Raw genomic sequence first — 25,061 nt, 5'->3', positions numbered from 1 at the left:
GGAGCTCGAGCCGACGTGGGGACACGCGGCTCAGCTCTGGCGTTAGGGCACCAATCGAACATCGGATTAGCGAGGAATAGCTTATGAGCATCCCACAGGGACTAAAAGGAAGATACGCGTATCATTTTACTTTGATCGATAACCTAGAATCGATCATTGATAGTGGGTTGTTGTGTACAAACTTAAAGAATGCTCGTGGGGTATCTCACGAGAACATTGCTGAGCAAGGGATTCAAGGGAGAAGGAGCATTATGCCTGTGCTGTGCTCTGGAGGAAAGTTTGTTCACGACTACGTTCCTTTTTATTTTTCAAAAAAAACATCCATGCAACTTGGTGTAATTAATAAGAAGAATGTAGACCAGCCCCTACTGTTATATTTTGCAGTTCCGATAGAGATTCTTGAACAAAGAGCGGGAGTTGTATTTTCCGACGCTTCCGCAAATACAGATGCTCCTCCAAGATTTTATAATTTATCATCAGCAAATATGCTTGACTCTTTAAACTGGAGTGCTATTGATGATAAAAAGTGGGGATGCCCAACAGATGAATATCGGCATCAGAAAATGGCAGAGCTGCTTATACCTGACAGTGTAGATATTTCCGAAGTTTCTTACATCGTTGTCTGGAATGAATGGATAAAGGGAGAAGTGGAAAAGATATTCCTAGCTAAAGGAATACAGCCCCCAAGAATCCAATTTGATACAGACCACTACTACATTAATTTTTACGAAGGCGGAAAAAAATCAATTATAACTGGTCCTAGATTTCTAAAAAGTCAAGTTGAACAGACTATTTCAGAAATATGTGAAAGTGCATGTAGCCACAAAAAATATGGAAGTATTCGCGCCTCACTAGACGCTATAGCAATTAACTTCTCTTCGATAAAAGAACTTGATGATATTGATGGATTAAGAGCCAGTTACGGGCCACATACAGATGATGTTGGCACACATAGCAGAAAAGTAGCTGAAGGCCTTAATCAGTTACTCGAATATAATGAGCTATCAGAAGAGGATAAAGAAATTGTTCTGTTGTCGGCGTATTTGCACGATATAGGAAAAGGACCAAAATCTCGATGGGGGATAGATGGGATGAATCGGGCTGATAATGATCATGCCGTGAAGTCATTGCCTATGTTAAAGAGAATCCTCACTGAGGATATTGGAGGGCTTAGTGAGGAATCAATAAGGAAAATAGTCATTTTGGTGACCTATGATGATCTGATCGGAGATATTGTTGCTAGAGGGCGTGATGAAAAACAATTGGCCGATGTTATTGAAAATGAAAACGATCTAAATATGCTTATAGCTCTTGCTAAGGCAGACATGAACTCAATCAATATGTTTTGGGTAATATCTCATGGGCAATCGATTGAAGCTTTAAAAAGCAGAATGCTTCATGTTTTAGGGTGCAATAGTCCATGCTAGAGTTTGTTAAAGGTGATTTCTTCGATTTTGATGCTGACATTAGAATCAATACGGTCAACTGCGTTGGCGTCATGGGTGCTGGTGTGGCACTAGCTTTCAAGAAAAAATACCCTGAGATGTTCAAGGAGTATGCTCGGCAATGCAAAGAAAAAGAAATTGCCCCTGGAAAGCCTACTGTTTGGAAGCAAGGAGATATGTTTTCGAAAGGGATTGAAATCATAAATTTCCCTACAAAAAATCATTGGAGAAACCCCTCTGAATATGAGTATGTTGAAGATGGCCTCATCTGGCTTTCTAATTACTTAAAGAATAAAGAAGGGTTGACGATAACATTACCTGCTCTTGGCTGCGGACATGGCGGCCTGGATTGGGGGGAAGTTAAGCGGCTTATCCTAAAATATCTTGAAAAAACGTCAAACAATATTCTTGTGTTTGAGCCTGAAGCTTCTAAAAAGGCTGGAAAAAATCTGTCAATCACGCCTGAAAAGATATCCGAACTTAAGAATCTAGGTGTGAGACTTGTAAGGAAGAATGAAAAACATTATCCGATTGGATTGACACGCTATACAGAAAAAGATCTCTGGGTTCTAGGGAACTTAACCACAGAATTTGATATTGCTATAATCTCTGGAACAAAGCCTAGCGAGGAAGAAAAGTCTGTCGTCAATGAGCTAATAAACTATTGCGAAGTTAACAATCATAGTGTTCTGTTTGGTGGCTCTGCATTCGATAAGCGAATGGCTTTAGTTGCTATGAAAAAGGGAGTTAAAACTGGGGTTTTCCTGCCGAGCGGTATTTATTATTCCGCTAATAAAATGCGTGATAAGGAGGAAGATGGAAATATTTCCATTCTTTCCATAGGTGACCCTTTTTCAGAATTCGATAAAAGAGAATATATGCCTTCTGTTCTTAGTCGTATATTTATCTGTAAGTCAGTCTTCTTTACAACCGATAGACTTAAATGGATTGAAAAACAAAGAAATATTATTTTAAAAAACAAAATACATTCATATTTCGTTAAATATGAAGAACTTCAGGATGATGATTATTTGGCGGCTATCAGTATAAATTCTGAGCCAGTGAAAGTGGTTGGTTGTGATTTCTCAACAGAGATCAAGCCCTAACAAGCGGCTGCTGACGGACTGGCAAAAGCTCCGGCTTCGCCTCTGATTTTGCCAGCCGCAGAGCCGAGCGTTATATCAGTTTTTCTAAATGGCCGCTTCTGGCCGAATTGGGAAATTGAGTATACGCTGATGGACGGGTGAAAATTCACCCAGCACTTACGGGAAGCAGTGGGGTTAGAGAGGAGGAAACAAATGCTCACCGATGCGTTTCTTGAGGAGTTACGTTATAGAGGAGAAGGCTCTGATCTGGACTACAAAGCCGAACGCTACCCGTTCGCCAAGGCCAGTGACGAAGAGAAATCGGAGATTTTGAAGGACATTCTCGCCCTAGCCAACACGCACCGAGATAGCACCGCATACATCCTGATGGGATTCAAGGAGAACCCACCACATCCGGCAGACGTAGTAGGGTTGTCTCCAGAAGGCGTTATCGACGATGCTCGTCTCCAGGAGTTCGTGAATGGAAAGTTAGAGACTAAACTGACCTTTCGTTACGAGGAACGGTTGTTCGATGGCCAGCATATCGCTGTGATCTCTATTCCGCAGCAGCAACGGCCGTTCTACCTCAAGAAGGACTACGGTAAATTGTCCAAGGATACGGTCTATGTTCGCCGGGGTAGCGCCACTGGGATCGCCTCACCTCGAGAGATAGCGATGATGGGAGCGGCCAATATGGTGAGAGGCGAAGCCGAGATCCAGCTGTTATTCCAAACACCGGAGAACCAGCCCCTGCCACACTCCTTCGAAAGGGAGTTCCTGAACTTTCCGGACGACTTGCCAGACTATTCGGTGGGGCGAAGCGACATGTATTCCGTTTCATACCAGCACGTCAACAAAAGCTACTTGCGAGACGTCGCCAACTACCGTGCCAACTGGAAGCGTGTGATCAAGGTGCGGTTATCCTTGACTAACCAATCTGACTTCTCTCTCGGGGACACACACATAGAAATGGTGTGCCGTTGTCCGGAGGGTGAATCCGTTTCGCTACTTCGTGCCGATCATATGCCTGAGGAACCCGACTCATCTGGTTTCGCCCACCTTGCCAACATGCAAACTATATTCGAACGTGCCAATCAGCGGGTGAGCGTGGATGAACGAGGTTGCGAACCGGTGGCGCACGTAACAATAGAAACGATGCGGCCAGGCCAAACGACTCGCGCTGAGGAGGATCTGGCAATCCTGCCATCAGGCCCGGGCAACTATGTGCTTCAGGTTCGCATCTTAGCCAACGAGATACCGACCCCGCTATTGATCGAACATTCGTTTGATGTTGCTGGCCCAGTGACGTTAGCTGGTGTGTCGGACCTCTATGCCTCAGGTGATCTGGCCAAGTAATTATGGACACAGACTTACGCAACATTCCTGTTATTGTGGCTGTCGAGTAGGTATCTACAAAAGAGTCGTCGAGCGTACTAGCTGTTCGCTTCTGGCCGAACTAGTAATGTTAGTCTATACTGATGAATTGAGTTTGGCTGCTGTCGCCTCATAGCCTAAATACTGGAAAATACTGCGGGTGCGTTCATTGGAATTATCCAGCTGACACGATGATTGGTATTATGTAACCGAATCAATATTAATTTTTTGTTTCAGGATAATGGGAGAGGCAGGTATGCGGCATAACAAAAGAAAATGTGCCGGCACATTTATCGAATCATGCGATTGGCAGTCTAATACCTGTCATGTAATCTGAAATTATGGCAGAAGAAACGATCTCTCTGACTGCTAGGTTGTGGTTGCCGTTTTTGGCAACCGTGGGTGCTTCATTTACGGTCTTGATTGTACAAACGCTTAATCAATACCGGAAAGAGCACAGGCAGCGGCTTTACGCCGTCGGATACATGGTGGACGTACTTGGCAGGATAGTGCACTCGGAGCTAATCATTCAAACGCACACCATTGGGCCGCATATCGACGCTACAGAGCGAATTCTTTCCGGTGACCGCCGGCTTCTTGAGCTTACGTTGGACACAGATGAGTTCGACATTCTTGCAGCCGGGCCTATGACATTTATCAAGCTTCCAGATGATCACAAGCTACTCATTGGATATGACAATATTAAAATTATTCAAGCGTTCGATACGTTGCTCTATTTAAATTCTGACGATACCAACCGTTTAGCGCTGAGATCCTTCGTCGCCGATAACCTAAAGAGCAAGCGGAAATTTCTCGAATTTAGCGATGAGCAACAGGCCGACGTACTTAACACCTACTGGGATTACCTGCGGTCGCTAGAGCACGAAGGGAAACGGCTAGCTGCTTTCTCTTTCTATGTCTTCGTGCCAATGCTGAGAACTTACATAAGCGCCAAAAAATTCGCCATCTTCAGGACAAGAGCCATTTCGAACACTCTTGATCAAATCGAGTTCTTGCGTAAGCAATACCAAGATGTCGTGCCGCCCCCCGACTTTTTTGAACAAACGAGAGATGGTGGAATACAAGGTGAGCTATGAAGTGCTCGCATAACAACCGGCTGCACAGCGACCAATTTTCTGCCGCTTCGAGGTTCCAAATCGGTGCGTAAGTCAGACGTTATGTGTTGAATGCTGCTGTTGAGAGGTGCTAAATGGAAAGTAGTGACCAAATTGGGCTTTACATTGGACTCGGTACCGTATTTGGAGCGCTAATAGGTAGTTTCATATCTACCCTATTGACCCGTGAGCAAAAGATCTCGACGTTCAGGCAAGAGTGGATTGATAAGGTCAGGGGCATCCTGTCTGAGATTCTTACGCAAGGAGAAGTGTATACCGATGTCGCGTACAAGAATGACGAAGAGGCCTATCGTGAAAAAGTTAAACTAATAGGTCTGATCTGTCATTCGAAGCTGTTCTTGAATCGCACTGAAGAACCTTCAAAATCCCTCTTGGAACAAATTGAAGGGATTCCAGACGAATATATTGGTAAGACTGGTGGCAGCCAAAAGTACTCCATGGTGAAGTCGGAGCTTGCTGAGCTGATGCAAGATCTCCTGAAGCAGGAGTGGAATCGCGTCCGTGATGGAGAGCTTATATGGAGAGCGAATCAACACATGAAGAAAAATGACTGGCCAAAGTGGCTGATTTTGACGCGATTAAAGCTAACGATTGTTCTGGCTATGTTTTTGGCTCTGCTGGCAATTAGTGTTGTAGTCCTATAAAAATAGGTTCATCGCATTTTGCCGGGAAACGCGGCACGGATCTTCAGGAAGAAGTACGCCGTGTCGCGGTACCCGTAGGCCATCCGCTTGATGACCTTGATTCGGTTGTTCATACCTTCCAGCACGCTGGTGTTTAGCCGGTGGCGAGCACTGGATACGATGCCATCCAAGTAGGGCTCCAGCTTCTTGGTGAAGCGCACCAAGGCGTCGATACCGCTGCTCAACGCCATACCGGCCCACTCTTGCCAACCGCTGCGTGCCGTCGCCTCGTCCTCGGCAAACCACAGTGTCTTGAGCTGGTCTTTGAGCAGATACACCTTGGTCAGTGAGGCATTGGCGGCCAGCAGTTCCTCCAGCTTCACCGCTTGCTCAGGCTTGAGGTTGTCTTGATTGCGCAGCAGCAGCCAGCGGCTGCCCTTGATCACCTTGCGGGCCGCCTTGTCGTCGCGCAGCTGATTGGCCTGATCGACGCGCACCCGGTCCATCACTTCACGCCCGTACTTGGCCACGACATGGAAGCGGTCGTAGACCACCTCGGCGTTAGGGCACTGGTCCTTCACTTCGAGATCGAAAGACGCGTTCATGTCCATGGCGACGGCCTCGATCTGCTGTCGCGCATCACCCAACCATTCGAAGAACGGGCGGATCGCCTCCCGGGAGCGACCTTCGCCGATCCACACCACCTGCTGGGTGTCGGCACACGCAATCACCGTGGCGTAGCGGTGCCCCTTGTGGAGGGCGAACTCGTCCATCATCAGGCGACGCAGCCGCGTCGGGTCCGGCGCCGGCAGGTCACGCTGTAGGCGCTGCTTATCGATGGCCTTGACGGTATGCCAGTGCAGGCCGACCAAGTCGGCGACATGCCGGATCGGCAGCAACTCGACCAGACGCTCCACCCACTGGCGCAGCGTGGTGGTCACCGGTGAACGACCCGGCAACCAGTCAATGCGCTCGCGTGTCGGGCCGCAGACGGGGCAGCGCAGGCGACGTACCGGCACCTCCAGCTCCACCCGGTAGATCAGCAACGGCGCCTCTCGGACGCGACGGTGATGCACGTCATGGACGAGAAAGCAGGCATGGTCACAGCCGCTGCAGACTGGCGGGATCAGGTCATCAGGCGCCAACTGGAGCCGTAGTGTTTGCTCATCCAGGAATTCGTGATGGGCGACGGTGAAACCTTTCCAGAACAGGCAGAGCGGGGTAGCATCCATGGCAACGGCGGTATCCGTAGGCTGGGGTTTGTGGTAAACATCAGTTTACTCGGATTTACCGCCGTTTCTCTATCCCGCCTCTGCCTAAGGTTGCTTCGCTTTCACGCCAGTCTGCGAAGAACCTAAAAATATCGCATGACCACGCCGTCCAGGGAGCGCTCATGCCCCGCGCGCCTGATTGCTGGCGTTATATCAGAAAATGCTCAACGTCTGCTTCTGGCCGGATGCCGAACGTTGGTCTACGTTAAAAGAGTTGGTTCGACAGATGTCGACTCAAGGCAGTCATGTTGACACATGTCGTTATCAACTAGGCTCGTATTATAGAATGGCGAGGTGAGCATTATAATGCCGATAATAATTCATTTGTTTTAGATTAAGCGAGTATTAATAAAAGAGCTTGCTTTCTAATGGCTGTTGCGCATCTAAAGGTAAAGCCTCTTTAATGCAGCTCGCTAAAGGAGGGAGCATGAATTTATCTAGACAGACATACGTATTAGCAGCTGCGGTTCTATTGTCAGCGGAAGTGCATTCCAGCGAACAGTGTATGTCAATAATCTCTCACGGGTTGCGTAATATTGCTATTGACCAAAGCGAGGAGGCGCTTACTGCCGCTAGATTCAGTAGAAACTGCGGGAGTGACTTCGAAAGCTTGTCGAACGAACAATTGGCCGCCGCGGAATTAGAGGTTTTCGGTTATGGGTCTGGTGGTGGAAATTTTTCGCGCACTGAAACTTCTGAACGTCTTAAGACATGGTGCGATACGCATCGATCTGAAAGTAATCAATCGAGTAGCTCTCTGTCAAAATCTCAAACTTTCTACCAAGGGGCAATAGACGCATGGCGTAGATGCGTTGAGCTGAATAGTGATACCCTGAAGTTTATTCCAACAATAACAGGTGACAGAAAGACAGTGGATATAGGTATTGTTTGGAATGGCAATACCACAAGTGGTATTAGCTTTTATGGTTTGATGGCAGAGGGCTTTACCCCCCAGTGTCAGGATGAGTGTCGTACCCTCTGATACCCTGTTCTTATAAACCGATCAGGGGCGAAAGGAGACACTCATGCCTCGTTACTCCGAGGAGCGCCGGCAAGCCGTGGTCACCAAGCTGCTGCCTCCCCACAACCTCTCTCCGCAGGTGATCGCGGAGCAGGAAGGGATCTCACTGGGCACCGTCTACAAGTGGCGTAAGGAAGCCCGTGCCGAGGGGCGTTGCCTGCCGGATGCCCTGGGCAAGGGCGCCGATGGCTGGTCGTCCAAGGACAAGTTCAGCGCCGTGATCGAAACCGCCTCGATGAACACCCAGGAAACCGCGGAATACTGCCGCCGTCGGGGGATCTATCCCGAACAGCTGGAGCGCTGGCGACATGACTGCGAGCAGGCCGCCAGCCTCTCGCACTCGGAACGCCAGCGTGAGGCCGACGAGGCCAAGCAGCAGCGCAAGCGCATCAAGGCGCTGGAGAAAGAGCTGGCTCGCAAGAACGAGGCCTTGGCGGAAACCGCAGCGTTACTGGCCCTGCGAAAAAAGGTCCGGGCGATCTGGGGGGACGAGGACGCATGATCAGCACCCCAGATCGCCAACGCGCCATCGCGCTGATCGAAGACGCCCGGGCCCAAGGCGCTCGCCTGGAAGCCGCCTGTCGCGAGTTGGGCATCACCGCCCGAACGTACCAACGCTGGACGCGCGACGGCGAGCTACGCGAGGACCAGCGCCCTTTGGTCGACCGGCCGGTGCCGGCTAACGCACTGACACCGGCCGAAGAGCAGGAGATCCTCGACGTGTGCCACCGGCCCGAGTACGCGAGCTTGCCGCCAGAGCAGATCGTAGTGCGCCTGTTCGACGAGGAGCAGCGCTACCTGGCCTCTCCCTCGTCGTTCTACCGCGTCCTGCACAAGCACCGGCAAGCGGTGCATCGTGGCCGCGCCAAAGCGCCTCAGCGCCGCGCCAAGCCCACGACCTACCAGGCCACCGCGCCCAACCAGGTGTGGTCGTGGGACGCGACCTGGCTGGGTGGTCCGATCAAGGGACAGTACTACTACCTGGTGATGATGATCGACATCTTCAGCCGCAAGATCACCGGCTGGGAGGTGTTTCTGGCTGAGTCGGCCCATAACTCCCGCACCGTGCTGGAGCGGGCGGTGCTGGCCGAGCAGGTCATCGACCAGCCGCTGGTGCTGCATGCGGACAACGGCAGTCCTTTCAAGGGCGCCACGCTGCTGGAGAAGCTACACGAGCTGGGCATCACCCCGTCGTACAGCCGACCACGAGTCAGCAACGACAATCCCTACTCGGAGGCGCTGTTCCGCACCTGCAAGTATCGGCCCTGCTACCCCGTCGACGGGTTTGCCAGCGTCGACGCCGCGCGCGAGTGGGTGTCCGGCTTCGTGCAATGGTACAACCACGAGCACCGGCATAGCGGCATCCGACTGGTGACGCCGGCACAGCGTCATGCCGGCGAAGACAACGACGTACTCGCCAAGCGCCACATCATCAATCAGGCGGCGCGTGAGGCTAACCCCGCCCGTTGGAGCGGCAAGACCCGCAACTGGACTCCAATCGGCACCGTGTCGCTCAACCCGGAGCGGGAACTCCAGGTCACCGTCGTAGAACCGGAAAAACAGGTGGCCTAAAAGACCTCAGAGGCGACAGATTCCTTGACAACTACCGTTACCTGTACGGCCAGGGAACCCAATGGTAAAGTTGATTTCCCTTATGAAATAAAGAATCAATATGTTTCAATAAACTGTCGGCGCGACGATGCTGAGGAAATAGTACGAGCTGGGAACAGCTATGATATACTGCCGCGAGGAACGATAACGATCCAAACAGCCGGGAAACCATTCCAGTTGTTTTTCGCTGAAGAGTATAACCCTCCAGCACCGCTTAACGAACTTCAGCGTGTTGAACGTGAGATTGTCAGGCGTTCAATTCCCGTTGGTACAATTGTCAGTTCCGCCCTTACCCCTGGCCAATTCTCAAGTCCTGAGAATCCGCAATATGATAGTGGAGTCTGGGTTCCGGCAAACGGTGAACCCCTACCACCCGATACGAAGTATGAAGAGTTAACAGGTTCAAGTGTCGCGCCTAACATGACTGCTGCATCCAATGCCCAATATGTTCAGCAGATCTTAACTAGCAACAGTTCTAACAAGGAAAATGTAACTTCTCTGATAGATGAAGAATCGTCTGGTTCAAGCGAGTGGAGCTGGTTTATAAGTGGTCGCAATATACAAGGAAGTCGTTATAATGCTGACTGGGAACAAGCGGTTGATCAAATTCAGAGTTACATTGCAGAGGATGGGACGGTAACGGCTCAAGGTAGAACTCATAATTTTAAACATAATCGATGGGGTGAATGGTCCAGCGGTAGCGCTAACGTCTTAGGTATTGAAACCCAGGGACTGCCAATTTTTTACTACGTAAAAGTAAATTAATTACTTCAGCAATTGTGTACAACAATGCGCTAAAACCGACGCTTGACAGTTTCCGCCTTTGACGCAAGCTCCAGTCGGCCACTGTCAAGCGCGGTTGAGACCGCCTATTATATGAAAACTCCCTGAGAGTCCGCTTCTGGCCGAAAGCTGACATTGCAACGTGAGATGAGTATGGGAAGCGACACGTATCAACTCCCCAGCCCACTCACCCGCATCACTCGCTGCTGCGCCGCGTCCATCAACTGGCCGCGGCCGGTTTCCACCAGCGTCAGCCAGTGGCGGGCGCGGGTGATGCCGGTGTAGACCAGCTCTCGGGTGAGGATGGGGTTCGGCGTGTCGGGTAGCACCAGGGCGGCGTGGGTGAACTCCGAGCCCTGGGACTTGTGCACCGTCATCGCGAACACCGTCTCCACCGCCTGCAGGCGCGAGGGCAGCACCCACTTGATGCGATTGGTGCCATCAGTGGCGGGGAAGGCCACCCGCAGCAGGTGGCGGTTGTTATCGCCGGGCGCGGTGCCGGGGCGCGGCAGGTCCAGGGTGATGCCGATATCGCCGTTCATCAGCCCCAGGCCGTAGTCGTTCCTGGTGACGAGCACCGGGCGGCCGGGGTACCAGCGCTGGCGGCCGTCCTGGCTGTCGATCAGTTTCTCCCGCTCCAGCGCCTGGCGTACCCGCTCGTTCAGGCCCTCCACGCCCCAGGGGCCGCGGCGCAGCGCGCACAGCAGCTGGAAGTCGCCGTGGGCCGCGAGCACCTCTCTTGCCCAGTCATCGAACGCCGCCTGATCCGCGTCGTCGGCCGGGCGCCCCTCGGCCATAGTCGTGAGGAAGTGGCGATAACCCACCGGCGGCGCATCGGCGGCGCGGGCGCTGGTCTGATGGAGAGCAAAGCGCTCCGGGCAGCCGGTTACGGCCAGGCGGGCCAGGCCGCGCTCGTCGTCTGCGCTTAGTTTCAGGTGCGAGAGGTCCGCGAAGCCGTGGGTGAGGGCCGTGGTGATGGCGCGGCGCTTGGCGGCGGGCTCGGCGTCCAGGTTGATCGCCGCGGCCAGCTGGCCGATGCCGCTGTCGGCGGTGAAGCGGTGGCTGACGCGCAGCATGGCGATGGCCTGGTCCAGCGGCTGGCCGTCGGCGTCCAGCGTCTCCGTGGGCAGCGGCTGGCCGGTGGCCTGACTCAGCCACTCGGCGGTGGCTGGGGTGTAGTGGCCGCCCTCGGCCCGGGCGCACAGGTCGCCGAGCACCGAGCCCGCCTCCACCGAGGCGAGCTGGTCCTTGTCGCCGAGCAACACCAGCCGCGCCCGGGGCGGCAGCGCCTCGAGCATCGCGGCCATCATGCCCACGTCCACCATCGAGGCCTCGTCCACCACCAGCACGTCCAGCGGCAGCGGGTTGTGGCGGTCGTGGCGGAAGCGGCGGGTGTCGGGGCGCGAGCCGAGCAGCCGGTGCAGGGTGCTCACTTCCTTGGGAATCACTTCTCTGAGATGCGCTACTGCGCTCGACGATGCGGCGTTGGAGTCCTTCTCAAACTGCTCATTTACGGCTCGTAAACTCCGCGTTTTCGTCGGACTCCGCCTTGCCTCGTCTTCGCTCGCTACGCGCTCGAGGGTGGTGGTAAGGCCGGTTGCTGCCACCAGTTCGTCCAAGGGTAACCGGCTGACCTGTGCCGAAATGGACTCGTTGAGCCGGGCGGCGGCCTTGCCGGTGGGGGCGGCGAGGCGGATGCGCAGGGCGCCTTTACCCTCGTTTTCACCGAGCGCCAGCGCCTGGAGCAGGGCGAGCAGGCGCACCACGGTGGTGGTCTTGCCGGTGCCGGGGCCGCCGGTGATCACCGCGAAGCGCGAGCGGCCGGCCAGGGCGCAGGCGGCCTTCTGCCAGTCGATCTGGGGATTCGTCTCGCCCCGGTCGGGAAACAGCGCGTCGAGGATCGGGCGCAGGCGCGTCGCGTCCGGGGTCTCGTCGTCGCCCTTGGCATCGCCGAGCCGCTCATTGATCCGGGTGTGGATATCCTGCTCGTGCTGCCAGTAGCGGCGCAGGTAGAGCCGGGGATGCTCTCGGCTTCCGGCGAGCACCAGCGGGGTGCTGCCGGGGCCGGGGGCGACCAGGTCGGGCTGGGCCAACGCCGCGCGCCAGGCGTCCAGCTCCAGCGCGGCCATTACCCGGCTGGGCAGCGGCGGCGGGTCCTCCAGGCTGTCGCCCTCCGGCGGCAGCGAGAGCGCGAGGTCCGGGGTGGCGAGCGTCTGGGCCAGGTCCAGGCAGACGTGGCCGCGGCCGAGCTGGTGGCTGGCCAGCGCCGCCGCCAGCAGCAGCAGGGGTGAGGCCTCGCTTACCTCGTTTGCCGCCTTCGCCTCGCGATACAGGAAGACGGCGAAGGCGCGGTCCAGCGAGCGCAGCCAGCCGCGTGCCACCCAGCGGTCGAGCAGGGCGAACAGCGCCGCGTGATCGGCTAGCGCGGTTTCGGGCGCTTGCATCGGCGCGGCTTCGGACGCGGCAGTGTGGTTCGGGGTATACGGGGTCATGGGGCGGCCTCCTCGGCGGCGCGAAACAGGGCATCGAGCGCGAGGATCAGCTCGCTCGGCGGGCGTTCGGCGTGCATGCCGCGGGAGGGCGCGCGGGTGCCGCGCAGGAAGACGTAGAGCGCCCCGCCCAGGTGACGCTCGATGTCGTAGTCCGGCAGCCGGGCCGCGAGCAGCCGGTGGAGAGCCAGCAGGTAGAGGCAGTACTGCACGTCGTAGCGCTTGTCGAGCACGGCCTCACCCATCGCCGCCCCGGTGTAGGCGGCGTCATCCGCGCCCAGGTGGTTGGACTTCCAGTCGAGCACGTAGAAGCGCCCCTCGTGCTCCACCACCAGGTCGATGAAGCCCTTGAGCATGCCGTTGAGGGTGTCGGGCTCGAGCGCCGGCCGCGGCCGGCCGCCGAGTGTGTGAGCGCTGACGAGGGCGTCCAGTCGGCGGGTGTTCACCCGGTGGGCGGCAAACCAGAACTCCAGCTCCACCCGGTAGCCGCGCGCGCCGTCCAGGGCGTCGAGGCGCAGCGGCGCGGCCTCGCCATCGCCCGAATTCGGCACCGGCAGCGGCGTGGTCAAGAGCTCCGGCAGCCACTGCTCGAGGGCGGCGATCTGCCCCTCCCAGCCGCGGCGGTTGGCGCGCCGGGCGATGGTATCGGCTCTGAGTTCGGCGTCCTCGGCCACCCGGGCGAAGCCCTCCTGGCCGGCCCACTCCAGCAGGCCGTGCAGGAAGGTGCCCGCCGAGGGGCCGCGGGGGAAGCGGTGAAGCGAGCCCACGCTCACCGTGGCGGTGCCGGTATCGAAGGGCTCGTCGATCACCTCCATGGCGGTGGCTTCAATGGCGGTAGCGGGCTCGGGGGCCGGCTCTGCCGTGACGACGATGTCACCTTCTTCTTCCGGCGTGGCGCCGGTGCGCAGCGCCGAGTAGCTGGCGATCCACCAGTGCTCGCGGATCGTCCGAGTGGGCGCGCGGGCATGGCCCAGCGGCGCATCGTCGCTGGCGAGTTGGACCGGCGCTGGGTCAGCCTCGGGAGCGTCCAAGACCGTTACCCGGCCGCTAGAATCGGCCAGCGCCTCGAGGGCCGGGCGCAGGGCCTCGGGCGTGAGCGCCTCGCCCCCGGCGAGCAGGTGGCCGACGGCGCTGCGCTCCATCGCCTCCAGCGGCGCCAGGCCGAGCCAGGTGGCGTGGCGGGCGCGGGTCAGGGCGACGTAGAGCTTGCGCAGGTCCTCCCCCAGGCGCTCGCGGTCGGCGCGGGCCAGGATGGCCTCGTCGGCGTTCAAGGTCAGGCGCAGGTGGCCGTCGTCGTCGTGCCAGCGCAGCGGCAGGTCGCCCTGCTTCACCGGGCGGAAGGCGGCGATAAAGGGCAGGAACACCAGCGGGTACTCCAGGCCCTTGGACTTGTGGATGGTGACCACCTGCACCAGGTCGGCGTCGCTCTCCAGGCGCAGGCGGTGGGTGTCGGACTGCGCGTGTGGATGCGCGCGGGACTCGGCGAGAAAGCGCAGCAGGGCGTGCTCGCCGTCGATCTCGGCGCTGGCCTCCTGCAGGAGCTCGCCGAGGTGCAGCAGGTCGGTGAGCCGCCGCTCGCCCTCGGGCACCGCCAGCAACCGGCCGGGCACGGCGAAGTCGGCCAGCAGCCGGTGCAGCATGGGCAGCACGCCGCGGCGCTGCCACTGGCGGTGGTAGTCGCGGAACTGCATCACCCGCGCCTCCCAGGCCAGCTCGTCCTGCTGGGGGCCGCCGTTCAGGGCGTCGAGCTCGGCAAGCGAGAGCCCGAGGCTCGGCGTGGCCAGCGCGGCGCGCAGGCAGCGTTCGTCGTCCGGGGCGGCGCAGGCGGCGAGCCACCCTTCCAGCTCGGTGGCGGCCTCGGTCTCGAACACGCCCTCCTTGTCGGAGAGGTAGACGCTGCGGATGCCGCGGGCGAGCAGGGCGGTGCGAATGGCGCGGGCCTCGCCGGCGTTGTTGACCAGCACCGCGAGGTCCGACGGCGCCAGCGGCTGGAATTCTCCCTCTTTCTGGAAGCCCGTCTGGCCGGCCTGGCCCTCGCGCAGCAGTGAAGCCATCTCGGTGGCGCAGCGCCCGGCCAGCTCGGCCAGGTAGGCGCCCTTGGGCAGGGGGTCGTCGGCGGCCAGGTGCCAGAGGGTCAGCGCCGGCTGGGGCGCGCCGCGGCGCACCAGGGCGTCTTTCCTTCCATTCGCGTCGACAGGGGCGAACGGCACCGGGTTGTCGTCACCCTGGCGGAACAGGAAGGCGCCGGCGTCGCTCTGCTCGGCGTGGGCGAACACCCGGTTCACGGCCTCGACCATGGGCGTGGCGGACCGGAAGTTGGTGCCCAGCGTGACGTGGCGGCCGGCGGTGTCGCGCCGGGCCTGGAGGTAGGTGTGGATATCGGCGCCGCGGAAGGCGTAGATCGCCTGCTTGGGGTCGCCGATCAGCAGCACCGCGCTGTCCTCTCTATTGGCCGCCAGCTCGTAGACCCGATCGAAGAGACGGTACTGCACAGGGTCGGTGTCCTGGAACTCGTCGACCAGCGCCACCGGGAACTGCTCGCGGATGCGCGCGGCGAGAGTCTCGCCGGCCTCGCCCGTGAAGGCGGCGTCCAGGCGGTGCAGCAGGTCGTCGGGGCCGAGCTCGGCGCGGCGGCGCTGCACGGTCTCGCGGCGCGCGGCCATCCAGTGCACGGCGTGGGCGAGCAGGTCGGCGAAGGGATCGGGCAGCGCGGCGAGCTTCTCCGGCAACTCTTCCAGCGCCTCCAGCGCCGGCAGGTTGGGGATCGGCTCTTCCTTCCAGATCTCGGCGATGCCCTCCGGCGTCAGGCGCTTCCAGGCGGCGGGGGTGAGATCCGGGCTCGCGAGTTCGGGATCATGGGCCCAGTCGCGCAGGGCGGCGAGCCAGTTGGCGCGGCTCCTGGCGTTGAGCTTCTGGCCGTTGAAGGCCTTGCGCTGGGCGGCGGCCTCGAGCAGTTGTTCCAGCTCGTCGAGCCAGGCCGGCCAGGGCGCCTTGAGCTCGGCGAGCGCCGCGGCGCGCTGCTCGCGGTAGTTCGCGAGCGCATCAAAGGGCGGCGGGGCCGCGGGCAGGGCGGCGGCGTGGGTGCGCAGCCGGGCGGCGGTGTCGTTCAGGGCGTCCGGCGTGGTCCAGTAGCGGGCGACGATCGCCAACGCCTCGGGGTCGAGGTCGTAGTAGAAGCTGCGCCAGTAGTCCCGGGCGATCTCCAGGTCCATCTCGGACTGGTCCAGCGACATCTCCAGGGCGAACAGGCTGCCGCTGTCGAAGGCGTGCTCGCGCAGCATGCGGTGGCACCAGGAGTGGATGGTGGAGACCGCGGCCTCGTCCATCCACTCGGCGGCCAGGCGCAGGCGGCGCGCGCAGGTCGGCCAGCTCTCGCGGGGGTAGCTGTCGCGCAGGGCGAGCAGCGGGTCGCTCGGGGCGTTGTCCACCGCCTTCGTATTATCCACAGCCGGTTCGGCGAAGAGATCTCCCGTTAGTCCTTCGTCCGACGAAGCTGATTCGGCGGCAGACCTGCGCGGAGGCGCTGTGAACCCTTCCCTGGGCGCTACCGATGCCATCCCTGGCATAGGACCTCCGCTACGGTCTGCCCCCGGCGCTTCGTCTTCTGGATTGGCCGCTTGCTGAAACGCCTCGGCGGCCTCGACCAGCCGGGCGCGGATGCGGTCGCGCAGCTCCTGGGTGGCGGCGTTGGTGAAGGTGACCACCAGGATCTCCGGCGGGGTCAGCGGCCGCGGGAAGCTGGCCGCGTCGTCCTCGTGCTCTTTGTTTGAGAGCCTGGGCCCGAGCACCAGCCGCAGGTAGAGCAGGGCGATGGTGAAGGTCTTGCCGGTGCCGGCGCTGGCCTCGATCAGCCGGCTGCCGGTGAGTGGCAGGGCCACCGGGTCGAGGCGCGGCGTCTCGGCCGCGTGCAGGGTTTCTGCGTTATTTCGAGCGCTATCGGGCGAGTTCATGAGTTCTTGCCTCCCTGGCCCTTGCCGCCTTTCTTGTCGTTCTTTTTATCGCCGCCGCCCTTGGCCTTCACCGCGTCGTGGAGGGGCGCGTAGAGCGCCGCGGTCAGCTCGGTGAAGCGCCGCCCGGCGATCTCATGGCGCACGAGGCTTGCGAGGTCGCGCCACTGGCGGGCGAGGTAGGGATCGCGGTCGCGCTCGCCGGCGGTGTAGTCGTCGCCCTCGAAGACGCGCGCGGCGGCCTTCCAGGCCTTGAGGTCGGCCTCTTCGGCCTTGTCTGTCTGTGAAGAGCCGCTGCTGCCGAAGACGCGGGCCAGGGCGTTCGCGTCGCCGCCCTTCTCGTGCCAGGCGAAGGCGGTGTCCCGGGCCAGCGGCAGGGGAGCGGTCATGCCGGCGCGCCAGGCGCGGGCGATGGCCTCCAGGTGCGCGCGCGCGGTGGCGTCATCCAGCGGCGCGAGGGTGCCGCCGCCGGCGCGGGAGAGCAGCACCGTGGTCATGGGGCCGAGGGCGAGCTGGCCAGCGAGGTGGGCGACCCAGGGGGCGAGCCAGTGCTTCCAGTGGTACTTGCCCTTGTTGACCAGGCTGCTGGTCATCAGCACCAGCCGGCAGCGCTCGCCGGCGTCGTTCTCGCGCAGGCCGTCCAGCCAGTCCTCCACTCGTAGAGAATCAGTCGACAGCGGGTCTTCTGGGGTGGCGAGTTCCAGCGACACGGAGGCCGGCGTCTCCCAGGCGTGGGGCCAGGCCGCGAGCTTCTCGGCGTAGGCCTCGAAGAGGCCGTCCAGGGGCTCAACGAGGTGCTCGCGCATCAGTTCGGCGAAGCCGCCCATGGCGAGGCGTCCCTCGCGCGTGAGGCGCGCCAGGGTGTCGTGGACGGCGGGGGTGGGCGATGCGCCCTCGTCCACGGCGCGGCGCCCGGCCTCGATCAGCGCCTGCTGGAGCTGCCAGTGGTCGAGGCCGTCCAGGGCGAAGGGCTCGTGGTCGGGGCTCTCCAGCGCCTCGCGCTCCAGAACAACGCCGAGCCGAGTCGTGAAGAAGGCCTTTACCGGGTCCTTGAGGAAGCCACTGAGCCGCGAAAGCGTAAGGGCGGTGTCGAGCTCCATGGGCGGCAGCTCGCCGTCGGCCACGGCGTCGCTCTCCTCGTCCTGGGGCGCCTGGTGCACCGCCCGCCACTCCCGGGCGTAGGTAAACAGCCGGTCGTCGCCAGAGAAGCTTTCTACCGTGCCCGACCCCGCGCGGCTTTCTACCGCGCCCGACCCCGCGCGGCTTTCTACCGCGCCCGACCCCGCGCGGAAGTACTTCCGGCTGAACGGCTGCAGCGGGTGCTCGGTGGTCAGGGCATCGAGCAGGGCCTGGCCGGCGTCGTCTTCTTCTGCGCCTGTCAAGCGCCAGCCGGCGGCGAGGTGGTCGCGCAGCTGGCCGAGCAGCACCGAGGGCGGGCGGGGCGCGTTGTCGTGGATGCTGCGGCCGACCCAGCTGATCATCAGGCTCTCCCGGGCCGAGAGCAGCGCCTCGAGGAAGAGGTAGCGGTCGTCCTCGCGGCGCGAACGGTCGCCGGGGCGGTAGTCGTGGCCCATCAGGTCGATGTCCAGCGGGCGCTGCACCCGCGGGTACTCGCCGTCGTTCATGCCCAAGAGGCACACGTGCCGGAAGGGGATGGCGCGCATCGGCATCAGGGTGGCGACGTTCACCGCGCCGGCCAGGAAGCGCTGGGAGAGGCTGGCCTGGTCGAGCTGGCCGAGCCAGTGCTCGCGCACCACCGAGAGCGGCAGCGCCTCGGTCAGGCCGGCATCCTCGCTGGTCTCCTGCCACTCCTCCAAGAGCTCCTCCAGGCGGCCCAGGGTGGCGAGGTCCGCCTCGTCCTCGGCGGCGAAGCACTCACTCAGTAGCCCGCGCAGCCGCCGGCACCAGGTGGCCACGTCGGTGGGCTCGGAGAGCGCGCGCCACTGGGCCTCCAGCACGTCGAGCAGGTCCATCAGCGGGCCGGCGAGCGCCGCCTCCAGGCCGCCGATATCGCCATAGGGCTCGATGTCGTGCCAGGGGCCGTCGGCGCTCTCGTTCTCCGTACTGCGGCCGACGGCGTAGCCGAGCATCAGCCGGCGCAGGCCGAAGGCCCAGGTGTTGGCGGTGAGCCCGCCGGGCAGGTCGAGCCGGGCGCGCTGCTCGGCATCGAGCCCCCAGCGGATGCCGGCGCCCTCGATCCAGCGGCGCAGCACCGGCAGCGCCTCGGCGTCCAAGCCGAAGCGAGCGCGCAGGGCGGGCACTTCCATCAGGTCCAGGAGGTCGCTCACCGTGAGCCGCGCCTCCGGCAGGTGCAGGAGCGCCTCCAATGCCACCAGCAGCGGCTGGCGATGGCGGCTGGTCTGATCGGAGAGCGTGAAGGGGATATGGCGCGGGTCGTCCGGCGCCAGGCGGCCGAATACCGCCTGCACGGCGGCGGCGTAGGTGTCGATGTCCGGCACCATCACCAGCACGTCCCGCGGGCGCAGCGTGGGGTCGGCATCAAACGCGGCGAGCAGCTGGTCGTGGAGGATCTCCACCTCGCGCAGGGCGCTGTGGGCGACGTGGAAGCGTAGGCTGCGATCAACGGCCGGGTCGACGGCCGGCCAGGTGTCGCGGGTCTCCTGGGGCGGGCGCAGCTCGAGGATGTCGTCCTGCAACTGCTGGAGTAGCCCGGGAACTTCGGCCTGCTCGAGGGGCGAATCGAACAGGTCGATGCGCAGCGCCTCGGCGTCGAACAGCGCCCGGTAGGCGTCCTGGTCGTCGAACTCGTCGAGCAGGCGCAGGTAGTCGCGGCCCTGCTTGCCCCAGGCGGCGAGCAGCGGCTGGGCGTGGAGGTGCAGCTCGGTGTCGTCGAGCGCGAGCGGCATGCCGGGGCGTTGGCGCTGGCGCCGGCGGGCGGCTCTCAAGAGATCCTTGTGCTCGATGATGTCCGCCCAGTAGTGGCGGCAGGGGTTGTGCACGCAGAGCAGCACCTGGGTGACCCGGGACACCGCGGCCAGCGCCTCCAGGGTCTGGCGGGGCAGCGAGGAGATGCCGAACACCACCACCCGGCGCGGCAGGCCGGCGGGACGCGTCTCGGGCGTCAGTTCCCGGCATGCCTCGAGAAAGCGGGTGTGCACCCAGGCGCGGCTGGTGGCGAGTCCTTCGTCTCCGATGTCGTCGCGCAGGCGCCGCCACAGCGCCGGCTGCCAGCGCTGATCCTCGGCGAGTGCCCTGGCCTGGCCGCGGGCATCGATCAGCTCGTCGCGGCCCTCGGCCCAGGCGGCCAGCCAGTCGGCCCGGTAGACCTGGTACTGGTCGAACAGGTCGGCCAGGCGCTCGGCGAGCTGGTGGCGCTTGCGCAGGTCATCGTCGTCGGCGAGGAAGCGTGCCAGGGGCGCGAAGGTGGCGTCGTCCGTGAGCTCCGGCAGCAGGCGCATCAGCCGCCAGACCAGGCGCGGCTTGTCCAAGGGGGATGCCGGCGGCACGGCGTCGGGGCCGTCCTGCTGGGTGAGCACCGCGCGGTAGGCCTGCCAGAGGTAGCGTGCCGGCAGGGTGACGTCCATGGCCGCGGCGATGCCGGCGCCCTTGGGCGGGTCGGCGGCCAGCGCCAGCTTCAGCCACTGGCTGATGCCGTTGCTCTGCACCAGGATCACCTCGTCTTCCAGTGGCCCCAGCGGATGCTGGCGCAGCCACTCCACCGCCAGGTCGCGCAGCGCTTCCAGGCGATTGCCGTGGATCACCATGAAGCCGGGCGTCAGGGGGGGAGGGGCGTCGAGGGCGGACATGATGCGGTTCCTTCGCGGAGGGCGGGCAGGCAGCCATGGTGCCGCAAATCGGCGGGGGCATGAAGCGGGCTCGCCCCGCACGGGGGAACAACGGCGGTGGCAACGGGCTCAGAGGGGAGTGGAGCCGGTTGGCAACATGCCACCGGCCGAGCGAGAGGCGCTGTATCGTGAGCAATAGGGTCAGGCCAAGAAGGTGGCCTGACTCAAGCCAAAGGGTCTCCGAGAAAGCCGGTACGATTCACCCATGTCGAAAGCCTGTTGAAGGCAACCTGTCACGGTCGCGCTACAGCATCCGCTTGAGCGTATCGTCGCGTTGGATGAAGTGGTGAAACAGGGCGATGCCGATATGCCCGGTGATGAGCGCGGCCAAGGCCCAGGCCAGCGGTGAGTGCAGGCTGCCGAGGCTCGCGGCCCAGGCGATCTCTTCACCCTTCGCGAGAATCTCCACCCCGAAGGCGGTCAGTCCATAGCCGCCGCCCAGCATCACCATCACCCCGGTGATCGGCATCAGCAGCATGCCGGCGAAGAGCAGGCCATGCCCGGCTTTAACCAGCATGGCGGTGGCCGGGTCCTGGGCCGGGCGCTGGTGACGCTGTGTCATCACCCACGCCAGACGCAGCACGATCAGTACCAGCAGCAGAGTGCCGATGGACACATGCCAGGGCACCAGGGTCTGCCCCACCCAGTGCTCGCCCTCGGCGATACGGTCCCCGAACTTGAACAGCTGCCAACCGATCAGCACGGCCATCAGCCAGTGGAAGGTTTTGCTGACGCTTCCATAGCGTTCTTTCGAGTCATTTTTCATGTTCTGCTCCTTTTTTCGGCCGTGATGACAGCCCATTACTTCCATTCGATGGCAAGTGTTTCCTTGCCTGCCATACGCTGCAGATGGTCGGTCACCACCTGCTGCAATCTCGACATTTGCACACTATCGCTTTCCAGTTCTACCGTCAGCGTGTCGGCGCAGTGCAGCCGACAGACGCCCAGCGGCAGTTCGATTACGCCTTGTTGCTCGTCAAGCGTGACCGGAAACTTGTGCCCCCAGTGCTTGCACAGCCGGTTCATCAGACGTTGCGGGGTTTGTGTATGAATATGGGCGCTGGAGGTCGGCATGGCTCATTTCTCCTGTGGTGGATGGGTCGTCAGGCAATGCTCTCGACGATGCCACCTTCCACTCGCAGGGTGGAGCCGGTGACCAGGGCCTGTTTGCCGGATAGTTCAATGTGCATCATCGTTCTCCTGCGGTATTGCGTGAGTTGCCAGGTGAGGTGGCTGTGCAAAGTGGCGTGGCTGCCTCAGCCGAAACGGAAGGCGGACAGCTGCGTCTTGAGCACTTGTTCCGAATAGATCTTGCGGCCCTTGTCTTTCCCCGCGGCGCCGGCGGCGACCATCAGCGGGATCAGGTGCTCTTCGTCGCCCGGCGGGTGGCACTGAAGCGCATGGGGTGCCCGAGCCCAGTCGTTAAGCGCGGCGTGGCGCCGACCCGGCTCAGCCTCCACGGTCTGGGTCAGCCAGTCATCGAAGGCTTCGGAGGGGACGGTGAAGCGCGTATCCCCGTAGCCGCGCATATTGTGGAAGCTCATGCCGCTGCCGATGATCAGCACACCCTCATCACGCAGCGATGCCAAGGCCTCGCCGGCGGAGAGATGGGCCGCGGGGTCGAGATCATCGCGCAGTGACAACTGCACTACGGGAATATCCGCCTCGGGGAACATCAGCTTCAGCGGCACGAACATGCCGTGATCGAACCCCCGCTTGGCGTCCCGTTGGCTGGCCAGACCGGCTTGAGAGAGCAATCTGTCGACCCGCTCGGCCAGGGCCGGCGCGCCGGGGGCCGGGTAGGTGAGCGCATAGGTGTGGTCGGGAAAGCCGTAGTAATCGTAGATCAGCTCGGGGTGTTCACCGGCGGTCACGCAGAATTCCTGGGTGCGCCAATGGGCGGAGACCATCAGGATCGCGCGTGGGCGAGCCGGCAGCGAGGCGGCCACGCTCTTGAGGAAGCCTGCCATGCCGGCCCAGGTGCCGGGTGGGTTCCAGTCCATGAAGAAACACGGGCCGGCGCCGTGGGGAATGAACAGCACCGGCTGGACGGTGGAAGCTGCAGACGATTCGTTAGCGTTGGTCATCGTGCAATTCCTTGGGTCGTATGGCCCGGTTACGACTGATAGGGAATACTGTATCCTTTCCCTTTGAGTAAGAGAACTTGCCGTTATATGGCAACACCTTTAACCATGAGTGCGAAATAGATGCTGGATCGTTTTACGGGGATGCGGGTCTTTATCCAAGCGGCCACCCACGGCAGCCTATCGGCGGCGGGACGTGCCCTGGACATGTCACCGGCCATGGCCACTAAGCACATGAATGCCCTGGAGGCCCGGCTGGGGGTCAAGCTGATGCATCGCACTACCCGGCGCCTCACGCTGACGGACGCGGGAACTGACTACCTCGAGGCTTGTCGACGCATCCTGCAGGAGCTCGACGAGGCGGAGTCGGAAGTGGCTGCCCAGCGACTCGAGGCGGTCGGGCGACTGCGCATGAACGTGCCGCTCTCCTTCGGCGTGCGCTTCATCGCGCCACTGCTACCCGCGTTCCAGCGGCGCTATCCGCAAGTGGAGGTCGAACTGGGCCTGAGCGACGCTCAGCATGATCTGATCCAGGAAGGCTGTGACCTGGCGATTCGCATCGGTCATCTTGCCGACAGCTCGCTCAAGGCGCGACGGCTGGGCGACTGCCCGATGCGGGTCTGTGCCGCGCCGGACTATCTGGAGTGACACGGCACGCCGCGGGGCATTGCCGAACTATCCGGCCATAACTGTCTGAGCTATACCCTGTCGCCCTCCCAGCGAGAGGGGATCTGGAGCTTCGGTCGCGAGGGCGACATTCAGGTGCCTGTGCGAGGGGATCTCAAGGCCAACAATGGTGATGCGTTAGTGGCGGCGGCGCTTGGCGGGCAGGGCGTGATCTATCAGCCGAACTTCATCGTGGGGGAGGCCCTGGTGCGCGGTACCCTGGTGGCCCTGGAACTCGACCAGCCCACGCATGACCTGGGCGGCCTGCATGTGCTGTTTCCCCCCGATCGGCGGCCACCGGCCAAGGTCCGGGCGATGATCGATTACCTGATTGAGGCATTTGCCCAGTCCTGTCAGCCCCCAGCTCTGACAGCCAGGGAAGGTTCGCCCAGTGTAAGGAGGCTCCGCCGGAGCGTTACCGGCGACGTTCGATAGGTGGGTGGTGGGTGAGCTAGGCTGTAGGGGTAAGCCAACACCCGATCGACATCGAACGATTGCGAAGGAGGTAGGGCATGACACGCGTGATTCCTGGCGCCAAGAGCGTTTCGCAGCCGCTGGCTGTGCTGTTGCTGCTGGCGTCAACTTCCGTCTTGGCCAGTGAGGGCCATGATCTCACCTTCACCGGCGATGGTTCCTTTATCGGGGCCCATGGTGGCCAGAGCGTCCACGTAGCACTGTATGACGTGGCCAAGGGTGAGGTCGTGGCCAGCGATGCCGGCAGCGTCTCGGAAGGCGAGTCGCCGGCCTTTTCCTTTTCCTTTCCCGGCGCGCTGGAGGAGGGCCGGCTCTATGACGTCCACTACTGGATCGACTCCAACTTCGGTGGCGGCAGCGAAGGCCAGTGCGACCCGGTCAACGTCGACCATCAATGGCGTGTCGCGCTGATCCACGTCGAGGCGCCGGTTACCCTCGAGGTGGCCCATGAGCCGTCGAGGCAGGCCCCCGTCTGCACCAGCTTCGACTAGAACGCTCGTCGCCCCCTTGGGTATCTGGCCCCGCGGGGGCGATACTTCCCCCTTCCCCATCTGAAGTGAGCGGCGCAACGTGAGCGACTACCTGCTGGAGGAGCACGGGCTGAGCCCGGGCAAGATCTACCGTCTGCTGTCGGGGAGCATCTGCCCGCGGCCCATCGCCTGGGTCTCGACCCTGGACGCGGCGGGCAACGCCAACCTGGCACCCTTCTCGTTCTTCAATGTGGTCAGCGTCAACCCGCCGGTGCTGGGCTTCTCGCCGCTGCTCGACGGCGACGCCAATCCCAAGGACACCATCCGCAACCTCGCCGAGGTGGCGGAGTGCGTGGTGCAGATCAGCGGCGAAGGGCTGGTGCAGGAGATGAACGCGACCAGTGCGGGGCTCGAGCACGGCGCCGACGAATTCGTCCATGCGGGGCTCGAGAAGGTCGCCATGCCGGGGATCTCGGTGCCGCGGGTGGCCGGCGCCCCGGTGGCCTTCGGTTGTCGGCTGCGCGAGATCATCCGCTTCGGCGACCAGCCGCTGGCCGGCAACCTGGTGCTCGCCGAGGTGGTGTCGATCCACATCGACGAGGCGCTCTGGGACGGGCGCCACGTCGATCGCGAGAGCCTCAGTCCCATCGGACGCATGGCCGGCAACGACTACGCCCGCTGCAGCGACCTCTTCGAGGTGGAGCGCCCCGCCTCGGGCAGCTCCTTCAGCCGGGGCGAGCGAGGACGCTGACGCTGTCCGCGCCGGCAATGTCCCA

16 protein-coding genes and 2 pseudogenes are annotated in these 25,061 nt (G+C 61.3%); 11 read left to right on the top strand and 7 right to left on the bottom strand.

Annotated features, from left to right (window positions below):
• The first annotated feature begins 83 nt into the window (after positions 1-83).
• From NFH66_RS13310 to NFH66_RS13290, 5 genes are all read left to right on the top strand, one after another.
• A complete protein-coding gene (locus NFH66_RS13310; RefSeq protein WP_349610698.1) occupies positions 84-1,427 on the top strand; it encodes a DarT ssDNA thymidine ADP-ribosyltransferase family protein in 1,344 nt (447 codons plus the stop codon).
• Complete coding sequence (locus NFH66_RS13305; protein ID WP_349610697.1) at positions 1,421-2,551, top strand: macro domain-containing protein; 1,131 nt, start codon at positions 1,421-1,423, stop codon at positions 2,549-2,551. Before NFH66_RS13310 ends, NFH66_RS13305 begins: the two co-directional genes overlap by 7 nt.
• 192 nt (positions 2,552-2,743) lie before the next feature.
• Positions 2,744-3,886: an AlbA family DNA-binding domain-containing protein gene (locus NFH66_RS13300; RefSeq protein ID WP_349610696.1), complete on the top strand. Its 1,143-nt coding sequence runs from the start codon at positions 2,744-2,746 to the stop codon at positions 3,884-3,886.
• 359 nt (positions 3,887-4,245) lie between these two features.
• Entirely contained in the window at positions 4,246-5,001 is a 756-nt protein-coding gene (locus NFH66_RS13295; protein WP_349610695.1) for a hypothetical protein, read from the top strand.
• Positions 5,002-5,114: 113 nt separating this feature from the next.
• Entirely contained in the window at positions 5,115-5,684 is a 570-nt protein-coding gene (locus tag NFH66_RS13290) for a hypothetical protein (protein ID WP_349610694.1), read from the top strand.
• An 8-nt stretch (positions 5,685-5,692) separates the two neighbouring features.
• On the opposite strand, the gene NFH66_RS13285 is transcribed toward NFH66_RS13290, so the two are convergent.
• Complete coding sequence (locus tag NFH66_RS13285) at positions 5,693-6,895, bottom strand: ISL3 family transposase (RefSeq protein ID WP_349607353.1); 1,203 nt, start codon at positions 6,893-6,895, stop codon at positions 5,693-5,695.
• A 466-nt stretch (positions 6,896-7,361) separates the two neighbouring features.
• Here NFH66_RS13285 and NFH66_RS13280 point away from each other — a divergent pair, with 466 nt between their 5' ends.
• From NFH66_RS13280 to NFH66_RS13270, 3 genes and pseudogenes are all read left to right on the top strand, one after another.
• Positions 7,362-7,916: a hypothetical protein gene (locus NFH66_RS13280; RefSeq protein WP_349610693.1), complete on the top strand. Its 555-nt coding sequence runs from the start codon at positions 7,362-7,364 to the stop codon at positions 7,914-7,916.
• A gap of 43 nt (positions 7,917-7,959) precedes the next feature.
• A pseudogene (locus tag NFH66_RS13275) lies at positions 7,960-9,527 on the top strand (IS3 family transposase).
• Positions 9,528-9,551: 24 nt separating this feature from the next.
• Positions 9,552-10,331 carry a hypothetical protein gene (locus NFH66_RS13270; RefSeq protein WP_349610692.1) on the top strand — a complete coding sequence of 260 codons (780 nt, stop codon included), beginning with the start codon at positions 9,552-9,554 and terminating at the stop codon, positions 10,329-10,331.
• Between the two features lie 188 nt (positions 10,332-10,519).
• On the opposite strand, the gene recD is transcribed toward NFH66_RS13270, so the two are convergent.
• From recD to NFH66_RS13240, 6 genes are all read right to left on the bottom strand, one after another.
• Positions 10,520-12,841 carry an exodeoxyribonuclease V subunit alpha gene (recD, locus tag NFH66_RS13265; protein ID WP_349610691.1) on the bottom strand — a complete coding sequence of 774 codons (2,322 nt, stop codon included), beginning with the start codon at positions 12,839-12,841 and terminating at the stop codon, positions 10,520-10,522.
• The gene (recB, locus tag NFH66_RS13260; RefSeq protein WP_349610690.1) at positions 12,838-16,788 is read right to left on the bottom strand and encodes an exodeoxyribonuclease V subunit beta; all 3,951 of its coding nucleotides are present in this window, start codon (positions 16,786-16,788) and stop codon (positions 12,838-12,840) included. Before recB ends, recD begins: the two co-directional genes overlap by 4 nt.
• A complete protein-coding gene (recC, locus tag NFH66_RS13255; protein WP_349610689.1) occupies positions 16,785-20,552 on the bottom strand; it encodes an exodeoxyribonuclease V subunit gamma in 3,768 nt (1,255 codons plus the stop codon). The genes recB and recC overlap by 4 nt, the downstream gene beginning before the upstream one ends.
• Positions 20,553-20,835: 283 nt before the next feature.
• Entirely contained in the window at positions 20,836-21,357 is a 522-nt protein-coding gene (locus NFH66_RS13250; protein ID WP_349610688.1) for a cytochrome b, read from the bottom strand.
• A 35-nt stretch (positions 21,358-21,392) separates the two neighbouring features.
• Positions 21,393-21,665 (bottom strand): DUF2218 domain-containing protein, encoded by a 273-nt coding sequence (locus tag NFH66_RS13245; protein WP_349610687.1) that lies wholly within the window; start codon positions 21,663-21,665, stop codon positions 21,393-21,395.
• A gap of 182 nt (positions 21,666-21,847) precedes the next feature.
• On the bottom strand, positions 21,848-22,678 hold the full coding sequence (locus tag NFH66_RS13240; RefSeq protein ID WP_349610686.1) for a DODA-type extradiol aromatic ring-opening family dioxygenase: 831 nt from the start codon (positions 22,676-22,678) through the stop codon (positions 21,848-21,850).
• Positions 22,679-22,798: 120 nt separating this feature from the next.
• Here NFH66_RS13240 and NFH66_RS13235 point away from each other — a divergent pair.
• From NFH66_RS13235 to NFH66_RS13225, 3 genes and pseudogenes are all read left to right on the top strand, one after another.
• A pseudogene (locus tag NFH66_RS13235) lies at positions 22,799-23,776 on the top strand (LysR family transcriptional regulator).
• A gap of 77 nt (positions 23,777-23,853) precedes the next feature.
• Positions 23,854-24,306, top strand: a complete 453-nt coding sequence (locus NFH66_RS13230; RefSeq protein ID WP_349610685.1) for a hypothetical protein — start codon at positions 23,854-23,856, stop codon at positions 24,304-24,306.
• Positions 24,307-24,385: 79 nt separating this feature from the next.
• On the top strand, positions 24,386-25,036 hold the full coding sequence (locus NFH66_RS13225; protein ID WP_349610684.1) for a flavin reductase family protein: 651 nt from the start codon (positions 24,386-24,388) through the stop codon (positions 25,034-25,036).
• Positions 25,037-25,061 lie beyond the last annotated feature (25 nt).

The sequence above is a fragment of the Halomonas sp. H10-9-1 genome (assembly GCF_040147005.1).
In the GTDB taxonomy this organism is placed as follows: domain Bacteria; phylum Pseudomonadota; class Gammaproteobacteria; order Pseudomonadales; family Halomonadaceae; genus Halomonas.
The sequence above is the reverse complement of the archived record's forward strand: the minus strand, read 5'-3'. Positions and strand labels throughout refer to the sequence as shown.

Bases quoted from the DNA above. Each gene is read 5' to 3' on its own strand.
- NFH66_RS13250 (WP_349610688.1), bottom strand. From the start codon at position 21,357: ATGAAAAATGACTCGAAAGAACGCTATGGAAGCGTCAGCAAAACCTTC.
- NFH66_RS13285 (WP_349607353.1), bottom strand. From the start codon at position 6,895: ATGGATGCTACCCCGCTCTGCCTGTTCTGGAAAGGTTTCACCGTCGCC.
- recD (WP_349610691.1), bottom strand. From the start codon at position 12,841: ATGACCCCGTATACCCCGAACCACACTGCCGCGTCCGAAGCCGCGCCG.
- NFH66_RS13310 (WP_349610698.1), top strand. From the start codon at position 84: ATGAGCATCCCACAGGGACTAAAAGGAAGATACGCGTATCATTTTACT.
- recB (WP_349610690.1), bottom strand. From the start codon at position 16,788: ATGAACTCGCCCGATAGCGCTCGAAATAACGCAGAAACCCTGCACGCG.
- NFH66_RS13290 (WP_349610694.1), top strand. From the start codon at position 5,115: ATGGAAAGTAGTGACCAAATTGGGCTTTACATTGGACTCGGTACCGTA.
- NFH66_RS13295 (WP_349610695.1), top strand. From the start codon at position 4,246: ATGGCAGAAGAAACGATCTCTCTGACTGCTAGGTTGTGGTTGCCGTTT.
- NFH66_RS13245 (WP_349610687.1), bottom strand. From the start codon at position 21,665: ATGCCGACCTCCAGCGCCCATATTCATACACAAACCCCGCAACGTCTG.
- NFH66_RS13300 (WP_349610696.1), top strand. From the start codon at position 2,744: ATGCTCACCGATGCGTTTCTTGAGGAGTTACGTTATAGAGGAGAAGGC.
- NFH66_RS13305 (WP_349610697.1), top strand. From the start codon at position 1,421: ATGCTAGAGTTTGTTAAAGGTGATTTCTTCGATTTTGATGCTGACATT.
- NFH66_RS13280 (WP_349610693.1), top strand. From the start codon at position 7,362: ATGAATTTATCTAGACAGACATACGTATTAGCAGCTGCGGTTCTATTG.
- recC (WP_349610689.1), bottom strand. From the start codon at position 20,552: ATGTCCGCCCTCGACGCCCCTCCCCCCCTGACGCCCGGCTTCATGGTG.
- NFH66_RS13240 (WP_349610686.1), bottom strand. From the start codon at position 22,678: ATGACCAACGCTAACGAATCGTCTGCAGCTTCCACCGTCCAGCCGGTG.
- NFH66_RS13230 (WP_349610685.1), top strand. From the start codon at position 23,854: ATGACACGCGTGATTCCTGGCGCCAAGAGCGTTTCGCAGCCGCTGGCT.